The organism is Polaromonas sp. (assembly GCF_018780625.1).
Classification (GTDB): domain Bacteria; phylum Pseudomonadota; class Gammaproteobacteria; order Burkholderiales; family Burkholderiaceae_C; genus Polaromonas.
On the sequence record NZ_JADMJK010000207.1, the window covers coordinates 5,610 to 21,749 of the forward strand.

At 67.3% G+C, this 16,140-nt stretch carries 12 protein-coding genes; 11 read left to right on the forward strand and 1 reads right to left on the reverse strand.

Features of this window, described 5'->3' with window-relative positions; translation table 11 throughout:
• Positions 1 to 3 precede the first annotated feature (3 nt).
• The 11 genes from IV091_RS15260 (at position 4) to IV091_RS15310 (ending at position 15,343) form a co-directional block, all read left to right on the forward strand.
• A complete protein-coding gene (locus IV091_RS15260; RefSeq protein WP_293470123.1) occupies positions 4 to 1,275 on the forward strand; it encodes an MFS transporter in 1,272 nt (423 codons plus the stop codon).
• A 24-nt stretch (positions 1,276 to 1,299) separates the two neighbouring features.
• On the forward strand, positions 1,300 to 2,274 hold the full coding sequence (locus IV091_RS15265; RefSeq protein ID WP_293470112.1) for an AAA family ATPase: 975 nt from the start codon (positions 1,300 to 1,302) through the stop codon (positions 2,272 to 2,274).
• Positions 2,271 to 3,188, forward strand: a complete 918-nt coding sequence (locus IV091_RS15270) for a DUF58 domain-containing protein (protein WP_293470113.1) — start codon at positions 2,271 to 2,273, stop codon at positions 3,186 to 3,188. The genes IV091_RS15265 and IV091_RS15270 overlap by 4 nt, the downstream gene beginning before the upstream one ends.
• Before the next feature lie 13 nt (positions 3,189 to 3,201).
• Complete coding sequence (locus IV091_RS15275; protein ID WP_293470114.1) at positions 3,202 to 3,558, forward strand: hypothetical protein; 357 nt, start codon at positions 3,202 to 3,204, stop codon at positions 3,556 to 3,558.
• On the forward strand, positions 3,555 to 4,538 hold the full coding sequence (locus IV091_RS15280) for a VWA domain-containing protein (RefSeq protein ID WP_293470115.1): 984 nt from the start codon (positions 3,555 to 3,557) through the stop codon (positions 4,536 to 4,538). Before IV091_RS15275 ends, IV091_RS15280 begins: the two co-directional genes overlap by 4 nt.
• Complete coding sequence (locus tag IV091_RS15285) at positions 4,535 to 6,391, forward strand: VWA domain-containing protein (RefSeq protein WP_293470116.1); 1,857 nt, start codon at positions 4,535 to 4,537, stop codon at positions 6,389 to 6,391. Before IV091_RS15280 ends, IV091_RS15285 begins: the two co-directional genes overlap by 4 nt.
• Positions 6,385 to 7,887, forward strand: coding sequence for a hypothetical protein (locus IV091_RS15290; RefSeq protein WP_293470117.1), 1,503 nt, complete (start codon positions 6,385 to 6,387; stop codon positions 7,885 to 7,887). The genes IV091_RS15285 and IV091_RS15290 overlap by 7 nt, the downstream gene beginning before the upstream one ends.
• Positions 7,888 to 8,259: 372 nt before the next feature.
• Entirely contained in the window at positions 8,260 to 9,936 is a 1,677-nt protein-coding gene (locus IV091_RS15295; RefSeq protein ID WP_293470118.1) for an AMP-binding protein, read from the forward strand.
• Positions 9,933 to 12,785, forward strand: coding sequence for an AMP-binding protein (locus IV091_RS15300; RefSeq protein WP_293470119.1), 2,853 nt, complete (start codon positions 9,933 to 9,935; stop codon positions 12,783 to 12,785). The genes IV091_RS15295 and IV091_RS15300 overlap by 4 nt, the downstream gene beginning before the upstream one ends.
• A 118-nt stretch (positions 12,786 to 12,903) precedes the next feature.
• Positions 12,904 to 13,725, forward strand: a complete 822-nt coding sequence (locus IV091_RS15305; protein WP_293470120.1) for a hypothetical protein — start codon at positions 12,904 to 12,906, stop codon at positions 13,723 to 13,725.
• Positions 13,726 to 13,891: 166 nt separating this feature from the next.
• On the forward strand, positions 13,892 to 15,343 hold the full coding sequence (locus tag IV091_RS15310) for an aldehyde dehydrogenase (RefSeq protein ID WP_293470121.1): 1,452 nt from the start codon (positions 13,892 to 13,894) through the stop codon (positions 15,341 to 15,343).
• Between the two features lie 50 nt (positions 15,344 to 15,393).
• Here the strand turns inward: IV091_RS15310 and IV091_RS15315 are convergent.
• A partial coding sequence (locus tag IV091_RS15315) for an MOFRL family protein (RefSeq protein WP_293470122.1) occupies positions 15,394 to 16,140 on the reverse strand: 747 nt, incomplete at its 5' end.

Genomic DNA, 16,140 nt, shown 5'->3' on the forward strand with positions numbered 1-16,140 from the left:
TACCTGCACGGCATTCGCCACAACCTGGCCCAGTTTGTCTACCAGTTGCTGCAGGTGCTGCTGGTCGGCCTGACGCTGGGCATGATGCGCACTGTCGTGCCGGCCCTGGCCAGCGCGGAGTTTGGGCTGCCCAAGGGTTCCTTCATGCTGCTGATCGCCTTTGTCGTGGCCTTTGGCTTCGTCAAGGGAACGCTCAATTTCGTGGCCGGGCGCCTGTCTGAAAATATCGGGCGCAAGAAAGTCCTCCTGCTTGGCTGGATCAGCGCGCTGCCGATCCCGTTCATGATCATGTACGCCCCGAGCTGGGGCTGGATCGTCGCCGCCACCGTGTTGCTGGGCGTCAACCAGGGCTTTTGCTGGTCCATGACGCAGACCTCCAAGCTCGACATCACGCGGCCAGACCAGCGCGGCGTGACCATCGGCCTCAATGAGTTTGCCGGCTACGTCGGCGTGGCCATTGCCGGCATCGTCACCGCCTACATGGCCACGGCCTTCGGTGCGCGTCAGGGCTTGCTGATCTTTGGCCTGGTCGTGATCGTGTCAGCGCTGGTGCTGACGCAGTTTTTCGTCACCGAAACACTGCCCTGGGCGAAGGCCGAAGGTGCGCGCCATGCGGCAGGCCTGGCGAGCGGGCCCATCCCGCGCTACCCGCGCCATGTGCCGGCCAGGCCCACCACCTGGGACATGTTTGCCCTGATGACCTGGCGCGACCGCCGCATGGCCGCCCTCTGCCAGGCCGGGCTGGTCGAAAAATTTGTCGACGCCCTGGTCTGGGTGTTCTACCCGGTGTTTCTCTACCAGCAGGGCATCAGCCTGCCCCACATCGGCTGGATCATCGGCGTCTACGGGTTTGTCTGGGGCGGCTCGCAGCTGTTCACCGGCAAGCTGTCGGACCGCATCGGACGGCACCGGCCCAACGTGTGGGGCATGTGGATTTGCGGCGCGGGCGTGGCGATGATGCTGCTGGGTCAGGGCGTGGCCTGGTGGATGCTGTCGGCGGCCGTCTCGGGCTTGGGCATGGCGCTGCTGTACCCCAACCTGTCGGCGGCCGTGGCCGACATCGCGCACCCGAACTGGCGCGGCTCGGCCATTGGCATTTACCGCTTCTGGCGCGACCTGGGCTATGGCATCGGGGGACTGGGGCTGGGCATTGTGGCGCACAGCACCGGGCAGATGGAGGCCGCATTCTGGTTCGTGGCCCTGTCCATGTTCGCATCTGGCGGCCTGCTGTGGCTGCTCGGTGAAGAAACCCACCCGCGGCTCAACCCGGCTTGAAGCGGGTCCATTCAGATTGCACCCATGACTACTCCCTACATCCACCAGGCGTCCATCGTTGCGCTGCGCAACGCCCTTTCAAGCATCATCGTCGGCCAGCCGCGCTTGCTCGACCGCCTGATCATCGGCCTGCTGGCCGGCGGGCACATCCTGGTCGAGGGCCTTCCCGGCCTGGCCAAGACCACGGCCGTCAAGGCCCTGGCGGGTAGCTTGCAGGCCCACTTCAAGCGCATCCAGTTCACGCCAGACCTGATGCCCGGCGACCTCACCGGCACGGACATCTACGACCCGCGCAGCGGCGCGTTCCACTTCGTGCCTGGCCCGCTGTTCAACGAAATCATCCTGGCCGACGAGATCAACCGCGCACCGGCCAAGGTGCAGTCGGCCTTGCTGGAAGCGATGCAAGAGCGCCAGATCACCGTGGGCGGGCAAACGCGCGCCCTCCCCCAGCTGTTCATGGTCATGGCCACGCAAAATCCGATCGAGCAGGCCGGCACTTACCCGCTACCGGAAGCGCAGCTGGATCGCTTCATGCTGCATGTGACCCTGGACTACCCGAGCGAGGAGGAGGAGCGCGAAATCCTGCGCCGCGACCGGGCCCTGCACCTGATGGACAGCCCGTCAGCAGCACAGCCGGTGCTGGACGTCGCTGCGGTACTGGCGGCACGCCGCGAACTGCAGCACGTGCACCTGTCCGAGCCGGTCGAGGCCTACATCGTCACGCTGGTGCGTGCCACGCGCGAGCTCGGGAAGTGGCGCGCCGACTGGGCACAGGCGGTTGAAGTCGGTGCCAGCCCGCGCGCCTCACTGGCCCTGGCGCACGCTGGCGCCGCGCATGCCTATCTGCACGGGCGCGACTACGTCAGCCCGGACGACGTGCGCGAGATGGCACCCGATGTGTTGCGTCACCGGCTGGTGCTGAGCCTGGATGCCCGCGTGCGCCTGCTCAGCCGCGATGCCATCGTGGCCGGCCTGCTTGATGCGGTGCCCGCACCGTGAGGCCCGATGTCGTCGATCAAGCGCTGCTGGATGCGGGCGAGATCGCGACCCTGGCCGCGCAGGCTGCGCATGGCGCGCGCACCGCAGTGCGCCGTGAAGTGCATGACCACCATGCGGGGGACTGGCCTTCGGCCTGGCTCGGGCGGGGGCTGGACTTCGAGGAAGCCCGGCCCTATGCGCCGGGCGACGATGTGCGCGACATGGACTGGCGCACCACTGCACGCTTGGGTCACCCCTTTATCAAGACCTACCGCGAGGAGCGCCAGCCGCTGCTGCACATCGTGGTGGATCGCGGACCAAGGATGCGTTTTGGCACGCGCCGTCGGCTCAAGGTGACCCAGGCCGCGCGCATGGCGGTGCTGGCGGGCTTCGCCGCCACCGAAAGCAATATCGCAGTTGGCGCCACCCTGTGGGACCGCCCCGACCGGACGCTGCCAGCGCGCCATGGACGACTCGGCCTCCTGGAACTGGTGCGGGCCATCGTCGCCCCCTGTGCGCCTGTGCCGGCACAAGCGGGCGAAGCGCTGCACGAGCTCACCCGCCTGCAAACCCTGCGCGCCGAATTGCCACGCGGCAGCCGTCTATTGTTGCTGAGCGACTTCGCCTGGCTGACCCCCTTGCACGAACCAGCCCTGGCCAGCCTCGCCGAATGGCTGGACCTGCTGGCCGTCTGCATCACGGACCCGGCGGAGCGCGCGCTGCCCGACGTGGGCTTGGCCTGCTTTGCCGATCTGGGCAGTGCGCAGACGCGCTGGATCGACACCGGCAAGGCCGCAGTACGCGAGGCCCACGCTGCAACGTTTGCGGCTTGCCATGCGCGCATGGCCACGACGCTGGCACGCTGCGCTGTACGCCATCTCGACGTGGGCAGCGAAGTGGACGATCTGCTGCCGCTGCTGTACGGCCATGGCTGATCCACACCAACTGTTGGCCCCACTGATCGAGCCGCCACTGCCGCTGGTGCCCGTGCTGCCGTCCGCAACCGTCTGGCCTGTTTTTCTTGTCGTAGGGGCAGTGCTGCTGGCCGCCCTGACGATGGTGGTGGCCTGGCTGCTGTGGCGCCGTGGCGCACCCCGGCGCGCGCTGCGCCGGATGGCACGGATGGACAACCCGGTGCAGGCGGCGCATGCGCTGGCAGCCCTGGCGCGCGAACGGGGCTTGCCCGCCACAGGCGCCTGGCGGGATGCGCTGGACCGCGTGCGCTTCGGCGCGCCAGAGGCCGGACACGCCAAAACCATGGCACGCCTGTGCGCTGAAGCGCTAACGCTGTTGACGCCAGGATGATCGAATTCGCGCAAGCAATGGTTCTGTGGCTGTGGGTGCTAGTGCCGCTGTGGCTGGCGCTCGCGCTCAGGCGTAGCGCGCAGGGCACGCCGGGGCGCGTGGTGCTGCGGCATCCGCAACTTGACCCGGCGGCCTTTCAGGCACCGCCGGGCGGGCGGGTGCCCCTGCTGCTGCAGGCACTGGCGTTCGCCCTGCTGATTGCGGCACTGGCCCAACCCAGGCAAGTGGGTGCGTGGATCACGCCGCCACCGCAAGGGCGTGATCTGGCGCTGGTGATCGACACCTCGCTCACCATGAGCCTTGAAGACTTCACGTTGCAGAACCGCAAGGTCAGCCGTATGGCCGTCCTCAAGCAGGTATTGGCCGACTTTGTTGCCGCACGCCAGGCCGACCGTTTTGCGCTGCTGGTCTTCGGCTCCGACGCGGCGCTGCTCACACCCCCCACTTTTGATCACGCCCATGTGGTGGCCCAGCTGCGCCGCTTGCAGGTGGGGGTGGCCGGTGACAACACCGCACTGGGAGACGCGCTGGGTCTGGCGCTCAAACCGCTGCGTCAGCAGCAACTGCGCCCAGCCATTATTTTGGTGAGCGACGGCGAGCCGTCCAACAGCGGCGAGACCAGTCCGGCCGAAGCCGTGGCCGTGGCGCACCAGCTGGGCGTGGCGATCCACACCCTGGAAATCGGCAGCGCGGCCCGTGCACAACCGGCGCAAACCGCAGTGATGCCGACGCCCGCATCCGTTGAAGAGCCGCAGCCGGGACTGGCCGACATAGCCCGCCTGACCGGCGGGAAGCACTGGAAGATCCACAGCACGGCGGATGCCCGGGCGGTCATGCAGGCGATTGACCGTCTGGAGCCCACGCTGGCGCGTCCCGCACGCGACCGCGAGGTGCGGGAGTGGTACCTGCTGCCGCTGGCCTTGGCCATCGCGTGCCTGCTGGCGGCGCAGCTATTCATCATTCGCAGGCAAGCCGCATGATGCCCGCGCTGACCGAGCTGCACCTGGTGCAATGGCGCCTTCCCTGGGGCGCGCTCGTGCTGCTGGTGCCCCTGCTGCTGGGCTGGCTGGCGCGGCGCCGGCGCCAGCGGCTGGCGCGCTATGCCGATGCGCATCTGTTGCCGTGGGCGTTGGCCGGCGGTACGCCATCGAATCGAACCTGGGGCCGCAGCATCGTGGAACTGCTGGCCTGGGCCCTGCTGGCGCTGGCTGCCGCAGGGCCGCGAATTGCAGCTACCACACCGGACGGCACCGCCGGGCCCGCCGCCACGCCGCATGGGGTGGACGTGATGGTGGTGCTTGATGTCTCGGCCTCCATGGGGGCGACCGACATCGCGCCGGACCGCCTGAGCCGGGCCAGGCTGGAATTGACCGATTTACTGCGCCGTCTGCAGGGTGAACGGCTGGGCCTGGTGCTGTATGCCGGCCAGGCCGGCTTGCTGCTGCCGCCAACCGATGATCCGGCGTTGTTCGAGCGGGCGCTGTCCCAGGCCGGGCCTGATCTGCTGGAGGCGCCGGGCACCGACGTGGCCCGGGCGCTGCGCCTGGCACGGCAGGCACTCACGACCGATGACGTTTCCGCCGCGCCAACGCAGCCGCGCGGCCGGGCCGTGCTGCTGGTGACTGACGCCGAAACCTCCAGCCTCGACGGTGCAGCGGCTGAAGCGGCGCAGCAAGCTGCCAAAGAACTGCAGGCCGCTGATATTGCGCTGTTCGTGCTGGCGGTAGCCAGTCCCCAAGGCGGGCCTGTTCCGCTGGCCGGGAGCACCCAGGCAATGCAAGACGGCGTGCCCGTGGTCAGCCAGCCTGCCGTGCGCGGCTACAGTCGGCTGGCCCAAGGCAGTGGTGGGCAGCTCGCCATGGTGACCGATGGTGACGCCGACTGGAAAGCGCTGTATGTCGATGGCATGGCGCGGCTTCCCGGTGCCAGCGTGGCGACCGGGCCGGCACGCGCCTGGCGCGAACTGTTTGCGTGGCCGCTGGGACTGGCCTTGGCGCTGCTGCTGTGGGCGCGCCTGCCGCCTGCCGCGCGGCGTTCACTGCCCCCTGCAGCCTTGCTGCTGGCGGCGTTTCTTGGCGCGATGCTCACCTCGGCGCCGGCGGATGCCGCTGACCGAGCGCCGCGAGATGGCGCATCCAGCGTCACTCAGGCTGCGGCGCAGGCCTATCGCCATGGCGAGTGGCGCCGGGCGCTGCCGCTGTTTGAGCGCCAGGGTGGCTACGCCGGTTATATGGGCGCTGGCGCCGCGGCCTGGAAGCTGCGCGACTATGCGACGGCTGCGCGTTTTTTCAGCAGCGCCCTGCTGCTGGCGCGCACCGATGCAGAGCGCGACGATGCGCTCTACAACCTCGGTAACGCCCATTTCGGCCAAGGCCGCTGGTCCAGCGCCGCGCAGGCCTGGCGCGCCGTGCTGCTGTCGCGCCCGGGCGATGCCCGGGCTGCCGCCAATCTGGCGCATGCCCAAGCCCAATTGGCCAAGCGCAGTGGCCGTGCACCCATGAAGAGTGATTTGCGCGGCCGGCGCGGCTTTCTGGCCGAAGGTCAGGTCAGTGTCGATGGCGCCGTGCCCAGTGACCTGGACGAATCAATTCTTTTGCCGGACACCCCGCAGGGTCCGGGCGCTGGAGCCGGGCCTGATGCTGCCGGCGCCCGTCTGGCCGATGGCGCTGCTGGGTCGGATGCGCCACAGGTGTTGCTCAATCCGCAGCGTTTGCAATCCGGGCTGGTCAAGCTTGAGCGTCTGGAAGACCGTCAACGCAAGTTGCTGCAGGGCCTGCTCAAGCAGGACCGGGTACCTGAATCGACTGCGGCATCAGGAAGGGCGCCATGGTGAACCTGCTGCGCTTCTGGCCGAAGACCCTTGCAGGCCTGCTGTTGTGCACTGGCCTGTCCGCAGGGGCGCTCTCCGCACAACCCGTCAGCGCCTATGCGTTGAATCGCTCAACCCTGGCGCTTGGCGAAGCGCTGACGCTGCGCATCACGCGGGCCACGGGTGCAGCAAGTACGCCGCTCGACGCCCTGGATCTTTCCGCATTGGCCCGCGACTTTGAGATTCAGGAGCGGACAGCGGGCCGCGACAGCCAGCAGGAGAACCTGACGCTGACCCTATACCCCCGCCGCCTGGGCCGCATCACAATGCCCGGCCTGGGGCAGCCAGGGCCGCTGCCGGTCGTGACGGTGACCGAAACATCAGACACCATGCCCCGGGTACGCTTCAGGATAAGCGCCGACCCGGCCGAGCCGCTCGTGCGCCAGCCCACCACCCTGACCCTTGAAGCCTGCGACGATGGCACCCTGTTGTGGAAGCGCCCGCAACTGCCGGTCGTGGAGGGACTGCTCTTTCGCCCTCTCAACGAAACAGAAATCATCACCCAACGCGATGGCCAGCGTTGCACCGCGCATCGCTGGCACTGGTCGGTGCTGCCAACCGCTTCGGGTAGCACACCCCTGACGCTGCCCATGCTGGAGGCTGGCAAGTTTGGAACCCGACTGCGCTTTGAGCCACCGGCCTTTAAATTAAACGTTTTAACGCTGCCGGGTTGGCTGCCGGCTGAAGCCGCCGTGGGCGCCCCCGACATCGTGGCCGAACCGCTGCCGGCGCAAGCCATGATTGACCAGCCGCTGGCCTGGCGTTTGCGCGTCACGGGCAGCTATAGCGCCACCGCGTTGAAGACACTACTGGACATGCAGATTCGAAACTCGGGTGACACCCCTGAACTGACACCCTATGCACCCCGGGTCGAACCCCTGGCGGGCTTGACGCTGGCGCCGCAGCATATGGTGACGCTTTACCTGCTACCCCGCGAGCGCGGCACATTGACTGCGCCCGATCTGCAACTGCCCTGGTACGACCCGCAGGCCGGGCGTCTGATGCACACGCAGGTACCAGGGGCGCATGTCGAAGTTGTCGATCCGATGCGCCAGCGGTGGCTGAGTGGGTTGACTGCTGCCGCTGCCCTGCTGATTCTGGCCATCACAAGCATTTGGCTTTGGCATTGGCAGCAATGGCGATTTCGTCGGTTCCACGTCGACCGCATGTTGCGCCGGGCTCGCAGCACCGAGGAGCTGAACACGTTGCTGATGTCATTCTCCACAGCGCCTGGAGCGACACCGTTCCCAACACTGCAGATATGGCGTCGCCATGTCGATGCACAGTTCAGGTCAACCGGTCTGTCGGAATTGGTCGATGTGCTGGAGCGAAGCCGTTTTGGTGCCAAGCAAATCAGTGGGTGCCCGCCTGTGTCCATTGATGAACTGGCAGGCAAAGCCCGTACATGGCTTGCTTCACTACAACTTCGTAGAAATGTTGCCTCATTTAAAAAGGACTGATGCGCATGGCTCGCCTTGCAGGCAGCCGGGCTCAGTAAAGCGCCAAATGACCCCTGAGTTTGCGCCGCATTGCGTGCAGTTGACGGATGACGGGAAAAGTTGAGGGACTTTGTCCAGTGACCGCTTTGGCGGAGGCTGTGGCAGCAAGCACGCCCCGGTGTCGTTCGGCTGGATGCACCGGCGACTGCCGAGAACCTGTTGCGATCGCTGAAAGCCTGAGGCGTCAACAACACGTATGGTCATACCGATTCTGTCCTGCGCGGCCTGCTGGAGGCGCTCGCGGCAGCCAAGGCGACGTTTGACATCCAGTCGATCATGGCGCACGCTGTCAACCCGGCACCTGAAAAAAAACGGGGGACAAAGGAGAGCGGTATGGAGCAGATCTGGCTGAAGCACTATCCCCCGGGCGTTCCGGCGGAGATCGACCGCTTTCGCTTTGCCTCGCTCAAGGACATGCTTGAGCATAGCTGCGCGCGCTACCCGACACGCCCCGCTTTCACCCACATGGGCGTTGCCCTGAGCTATGGCGCGCTCGACCGCCTCTCCCGCGATTTCGGCGCCTGCCTGCAGCAGGTGATCGGGCTGCGCCGTGGCGACCGGGTGGCCCTCATGCTGCCCAACCTGCTGCAATACCCGGTGGCGCTGTTCGGCGCGCTGCGCGCCGGCATGGTGGTGGTCAATGTCAATCCGCTCTACACCGCGCGCGAACTGCAGCACCAGCTGGCCGACTCCGGCGCCGTGGCGATCGTGGTGCTGGAGAACGTTGCGCACACCCTGCAGCAGGCCCTTGCCGCGACTGCCGTGCGCCACATCATCACAACCGAGGTGGGTGACCTGTTCCCGCCGCTGCGGCGGTGGCTGGTCAACTTTGCCGTCAAGCGGGTCAGGCGCATGGTGCCGCGCTGGCAACTGCCGGGCGCGATGGCTTTCAATGCGGCCCTGCAGGCGGGCAAGCGGCAAACGCTCGCTGACGTGGCGCTCACGCACGCGGACATTGCCTTTTTGCAGTACACGGGCGGCACCACCGGCGTGCCCAAGGGCGCAATCCTGACGCACGGCAACCTGGTGGCCAATGTGGAGCAGACCTCGGCCTGGATCGGCGGTACGCTGAAAGAAGGCGTCGAGGTCGTCATCACGCCCTTGCCGCTCTACCATGTCTTTGCGCTCACGGCCAATTTGCTGACCTTCGTGAAATGGGGCGCGAACAACGTCCTCATCACGGATCCGCGTGACATTGCCGGCCTGCTGCGCGTGCTTCGCAAGACCCGTTTCAGCGTCATCACCGGCGTCAATACCTTGTTCAACAGCCTGCTCAATGCCCCCGGCTTCGAGGCGGTGCAGCGGGCCAACGCCGGCGCGCTCAAGGTGGCGGTGGCGGGCGGCATGGCGGTGCAGCGCACGGTGGCAGAGCGCTGGCAGCAGATTATGGGCGTGCCGCTGATCGAGGGCTACGGCCTGACCGAAGCCGCCCCCATCGTGTGCGCCAATCCGCTGAACGCCAGGACCTTCAGCGGCAAGATCGGCATGCCGCTGCCCTCCACCCAGGTGGCGATCAGGGACGAGGCGGGGCGTGAACTGCATCCGGGCGACGTCGGCGAGATTTGCGTGCAGGGGCCGCAGGTCATGCGCGGCTACTGGAACATGCCCGAAGAGACCGCCCGCGTCCTCGGCCCGGACGGCTGGCTGCATACCGGGGACATGGGCGTGATGGACCAACAGGGCAGCATCCAGTTCATCGACCGCCGCAAGGACGTGATCGTGGTGTCCGGTTTCAAGGTCTACCCGACCGAGGTCGAGGATGTGGTGATGCGGCACCCCGGCGTCAGGGAAGTGGGCGTGGCGGGCGTGCCCGATGAAAAGAGCGGCGAGGCGGTCAGGATCTATGTGGTGAAGAAGGACCCCGGCCTCACGGCCGAAGCGTTGCTGGCGCACTGCAGGGCGAACCTGACGGGGTACAAGGTGCCCAGACAGGTAGAGTTTCGCGACCAACTGCCCAAAACCCCGATTGGCAAGGTCTTGCGCAGAAAGCTCCAGGATGCGCCCGCGTGAGCGGCGAAAAGGCAAAACAAGGCAAGGTGATGCCGATGGACCCTTCCATTCCCCCGCAACGGCTGCTCGGCATCGTGCAAGGCCTGGCGCGCGAATTGCGGCCCCACGCCCCGGAGGTCGAGCGTCTGGGCCTGGACCATTCCCTGGAGCGTGACTTTGGCCTGGACAGCCTGGCGCGCACCGAGCTGCTGGCCCGCATCGAGCGCGAACTCGGGGCGCGGCTGAACGAGGAGGCCCTGACCAGTGCGGAAACGCCGCGTGACCTGCTCCGGCTGGCAGGGATCGCTACCCCTGCCGCTGACCGCGCGGGCACGCCGGCGGAGTTGCCCGGCGCCTATCCGCCCGAGCCTGCCGGAACCCCCGCATCCCTGCGGCCGCCCGACACGGCATCGACCCTGATCGAACTGCTGGACTGGCATGAGGCCACCCACGGCGAGCGGGTGCACATCACGCTGTATGGCGAAGGGGAAAGCACCGAAGACATCAGCTACGGCGCGCTGCAGGCGCAGGCCAGGGCGCTGGCGGCGGGTCTGCAGCAGCAGGGCCTTGTCGTCGGCGACAAGGTAGCAGTGATGCTGCCCACCGGGCGCGATTTCTTTGCCGCCTTCTACGGCGCGCTCTACGCCGGCTGCGTCCCGGTGCCGCTCTACCCGCCCGCGCGGCCTTCGCAAATTGAGGACCACCTGCGGCGCAGCGCCGGCATCCTCGACAATTCCGGGGCCGCCGTTCTCATCACGCTTGCCGCAGCCAAGCCCCTGGGGCAGCTGCTGCGGGCGCAGTGCGCGTCGCTGCGCAAGGTGCTGACCGCCGGGGACCTGCGCGTTTCTGGCGCGCAGCCCGCGCTCACCAGGCCGGGGCCGGAAGATGTCGCCTTCCTGCAATACACGTCCGGCAGCACGGGCAACCCCAAGGGCGTGGTTCTGACCCACGCCAACCTGCTGGCCAATTTGCGGGCAATGGAACGCGCCTCGGGCGTCACCGCGGCGGACACCTTCGTGTCCTGGCTGCCGCTCTACCACGACATGGGGCTGATAGGCGCTTGCATGGGCAGCCTGCTGGTGGGTTTTCGGCTGGTGCTGATGTCACCGCTCGCCTTTCTGGCCCGGCCGGCGTTCTGGCTCTGGACCATCCACCGGCACCGCGCCAGCGTGTCGGCGGCGCCCAACTTTGCCTACGAACTGTGCGCCAACAAGATCGACGACAGTGCGCTGGCCGGGCTGGACCTCAGTTGCTGGCGCCTTGCCTACAACGGGGCCGAGCCGGTCAGCCCCGACACGATAGAGCATTTCGCCGCGCGTTTCGCCCGCTACGGATTCAGGCGCAGCGCCATGACGCCGGTCTACGGACTGGCGGAATCGGCCGTCGGGCTGGCCTTTCCGCCGCCCGGTCGCGGGCCGCTGCTGGACCGGGTGGACCGCGACGCCCTCGCGCGCCTGGGCGTGGCCCGCCCCGCACCAGCCAGCGCGCCCAAGGCGCTGTGCGTGGTCTCCAGCGGCCTGCCCCTGCCCGGCCATCAAATCCGCATCACCGATGCCAGCGGACGGGAACTGCCCGAGCGCGCGCAGGGCCGCGTGCAGTTTTGCGGCCCGTCTGCAACGGCCGGCTATTACCGCAGCCCCGAAGCATCGTCGCGGCTGTTCGACGGGCCCTGGCTCAACACCGGCGACATGGGCTACATCGCGGCGGGAGAGCTTTACCTGACCGGGCGCGAGAAAGACATCATCATCCGCGCCGGGCACAACCTGTTTCCGCAGGAACTGGAGGAAGCCGTGGGCCGGGTACGCGGCGTGCGCAAGGGCGGCGTGGCGGTGTTTGCGGCCACCGATGCGCGCTCGGGCACGGAGCGGCTGGTGGTGCTTGCCGAAACGCGTGAAGACCGGGCCGCAGAGCGCAGCCGGATACTGGCCGAGATCAACCACCTGGCGGTCGACCTGATGGGCATGCCGGTGGACGATACCGTGCTGGTGCCGCCGCGCACCGTGCTCAAGACCTCCAGCGGCAAGCTCAGGCGCGCCGCCTGCCGCGAGGTGTACGAACACGGCCAGATCGGCATCGCCCCGCGCGCCGCCTGGCGCCAGCTGGCGCAGCTTGGCTTGGCCAGTGCCCTGGCGCAGCTGGCACGCAGCATGGACCAGGGCCGCGCGTGGCTGTGGAGCGCGCGGGCCTGGTCGGTGCTTGCCCTGCTGGCGCCGCTGGCCTGGCTGCTAATCGTGCTGGCGCCCGGGCGCACCTTGCGCCGCCAGATCGCCAAAGCGATTGCGCGCCTGGGCTTTGCGCTGGCCGGACTGACGCCCAAGGTAGAGGGCTTGCAGCACCTGGCGGGCCGCGCGCCCGTGATCGTGGTGGCCAACCACGCCAGCTACGTCGACGCACTGCTGCTGACTGCGGTGCTGCCGGCTCGGTTTACCTATGTGGCCAAGCAGGAATTGCGGCACAACCCGGCGCTTGCCCTGCCGCTGCGCCGGCTCGGCTGCGCCTTTGTCGCGCGTTTTGACAGCGCACGCGGCGTGGAAGACACCCGGGAGCTGGAACAGCTGGCGCAGGCCGGGCAGTCGCTCCTGTTCTTTCCCGAAGGAACCTTTCGGCGCGAACCCGGACTGATGCCCTTCCGGCTGGGCGCGTTTGTGTCGGCCGCACGGTCCGGCGCGCCGGTGGTGCCGGTCACGCTGGTCGGCACCCGCTCCCTGCTGCGCGACGGTCGGTGGCGGCCGCGCCGCGGCGCGCTCAAGGTACTGATTGGCAAGCCTGAACTGGCAGCAGGCGCTGACTGGCAGGCCGCCCTGCAACTGCGCGATGCGGCGCGCAGAACCCTGCTGGCGCAGCTTGGCGAACCCGACGCGGCCGCCTGACGCTCAGCGCCGACCCGGGCGCCGACTGCGCTGGCTACATGGTTGGCAAAGCCCTTTCATGTGCAACTGTTCCAATACGGGGGACACTGAACAACCTCGCCCTTCTGGAAACTCCGTCATGCACATCGTCCGCAAAGCCCTGGTGGCGCTCTCTGTCGCCGCCCTGATTGTCGGCGCCTGGCTTGCGCCGCTGGACTTGCCCGCCATGCAGCAGGTCGATGCCGGCCTGAAGCGCGCGCTGGTCAGCTTTGCAACGGCGCGGGCACTCAATGCCGTCATCTCGGTGGCGCAGGGAACGCAGGCTTCCGTCCAGCCCCTGGGCGTAGGCGTCACCCTCAGCCCCGGGCAAATACTGGACCCGGTCAATGATCTGGTCGAAAAGTTCTCCGATCTGATGCTGGTGGCCAGCGTCGTTTTTGGAATTCAAAAGGTGCTGATCAGCATAGGCGGCTACTGGCCCATCTCGCTGGCGCTAACGATTGCGGCGCTCGCCTGGGCCTGGTGCTACGTCAGGCAGGCACACCCGCCGGCATTGCTTTCCCGGCTGCTGGTCATTTTGCTGATGCTGCGCTTTGCCGTTCCGGTGGTGACCATCGGCAGCGACCTGTTGTGGCAAAAGTACCTGGCCGCCGACTATGCCGTGAGCCAGAAGTCCATCACCGCGGTGTCGGGCCAGGTCGACGTACTGAGCCCGTCCATTCCAGCCATCACGCAGGACCAGAGCCTGCTGGACAAGATGACCGGGTGGCTTTCCAAAAATGCAAATGTCAAAGTGCATTTTCAGAATTTGAAAGCGGCTGCAGAGCAGGCCATCGAGCACATCATCAAGCTCATCGTGATTTTTGCGCTGCAAACCGTGGTGATTCCCTTGCTGCTGCTCTGGGCCTTGTATGGCGCGGCGAGACGCGCCTTTGAGCGGCCGGGGCAGGTGCCGGGCTGAGTTGTTTGGCAAAAAATACCCGCAAACAGCACAGGGCGAAGTGGATATGGCCTGAATCCTGTAGCCTGAAAATACGCGTTCACCCTCCCCACCTCCCCCTGCACGGCAAGCAAGAACAAACATTTTTTCAACAAATCAAGCAACCCCTTCCAACTGGAGACAACCCATGAACCGCATTTCCCTTTTGATCGACGGCGCGCAGACGGCTGCCAGCAACGGCGCCACCTTCGAACGCCGCAACCCGCTGGACGGCAGCGTCGCCACCGTCGCCCCGGCGGCCAGCGTGCAGGACGCGGTGGCCGCCGTCGATGCCGCCGCCAAGGCGTTTGCGGCGTGGTCGGCCACCGGCCCCGGCCAGCGCCGCGCGCTGCTGACCAAAGCCGCCCATGCGCTTGAAGCCAAGACACCCGCCTTCATCTCCGCCATGGCGCTGGAGACCGGCGCGTCCGCGCTGTGGGCCGGTTTCAATGTGCATCTGGCGGCCGGCATCTTGCTGGAAGCCGCGTCGCTGACCACGCAGATCAGCGGCGAGGTAATTCCATCGGACGTGCCCGGCAGCCTGTCCATGGGCCTGCGCCAGGCGGCCGGCGTGGTGCTGGGCATGGCGCCCTGGAATGCGCCCGTCATCCTGGGCGTGCGCGCGGTTGCCGTGCCGCTGGCCTGCGGCAACACCGTGGTGCTCAAAGGCTCCGAGCTGTGCCCGGCCACCCATGGCCTGATCATTGAAGCGCTGCAGGAAGCCGGCCTGCCACCGGGCGTCGTCAACTTCATCACCAACGCACCGGGCGACGCCGCAGCCGTGGTCGAGGCGATGATTGCCCACCCCGCCGTGCGGCGCGTGAACTTCACCGGCTCCACCCCCGTCGGCAAGATCATTGCCGGCCATTGCGCCAGATACCTCAAGCCTGCGGTGCTGGAACTGGGCGGCAAGGCGCCGCTGATCGTGCTCGACGATGCCGACCTGGACGCCGCCGTGAACGCCGCCGCCTTTGGCGCCTTTGCCAATTCCGGGCAAATTTGCATGTCCACCGAACGCATCATTGTGGACGCGTCGATTGCCGACGAGTTTGTCAAGAAGCTGGCGGCCAAGGCGGCCAGCCTGCCCCTGGGCGACCCGCGCCAAGGCCCGGTGGTGCTCGGCTCGGTCGTGGACATGAACGCCGTGCACCGCTGCAATGCGCTGGTCGACGACGCGCTGGCGCAGGGCGCCACGCTGCTGTGCGGCGGCAAGGCGGACAGCACGCTGATGCCCGCCACGCTGATCGACCACGTCACCCCGGCGATGAAGATCTACAGCAAGGAGTCGTTCGGCCCGGTCAAGGGCATCGTGCGCGTGAACGGCGTGGAAGAAGCGATTGCCTGCGCCAACGACAACGAGTACGGCCTGTCGAGCGCCGTGTTTGGCCGCGACATTGCCAGAGCCCTGCAGGTGGCCGGCCGCATCCAGTCCGGCATCTGCCATGTCAACGGCCCGACCGTGCATGACGAGCCGCAAATGCCGTTTGGCGGCGTCAAGGGCAGCGGTATCGGCAGCTTTGGCGGCCAGGCCGGCATTGCCGCCTTTACCGACCTGCGCTGGGTGACGGTGCAGACCACGCCGCGCCACTACCCATTCTGAGCGTTTTACCGACGCCGACACCGTGTTTGGTTTCTATGCCCCGGCCAGCGCTAGACGATCAGGATCGCCCTGAAATCATTGACATTGGTGTAGGTCGGCCCGGTCACCACCAGGTCGCCCAGTGGTTCGAAGTAACCATAGGCGTCATTGCGGTCCAGATAGCCGGCGATCTTCATGCCCTGGGCTAGCGCACGCGCCAGCGTGTCCGGCGCCACAAAAGCGCCGGCGTTGTCTTCCACGCCGTCGATGCCGTCGGTGTCGGCCGCCAGCGCATACACGCCGGGCTGGCCCTGCAGGCCCAAGGCCAGACCCAGGCAGAACTCGCCCGCGCGGCCGCCGCGCCCCCTGGGCGTTCCGGGCGGCTGCTGGCGGATCGTCACCGTCGTTTCCCCGCCGCTGAAAATCACGCAGGGCGTTTGAAACGGCTGGTTTTTCAGCGCCACGGCGCGCGCCAGTGCGGCATGCACCTTGCCGACCTCGCGCGACTCGCCTTCGATTTCATCACTCAGGATGTAGGCGGCCAGGCCGGCTGCCCGGGCCGTGTCGGCAGCGGATTCAAGGCTCTGCTGGGGCGTGGCGATCATGTGGACTTCATGGCCGTCAAACAGCGGGTCGCCGGGCTTGGGCGTTTCCAGCGCGCCCTGCGCCAGCTGGTCCCTGATGGGGCCCGGCACCTCGATGCCGTAGCGCTCGAGGATGGCCAGCGCGTCGGCGCAACTGCTGGCGTCGGGCACGGTCGGCCCGCTGGCAATGATGGACGGGTCGTCGCCGGGCACGTCGCTGATGGTCAGCGTGAC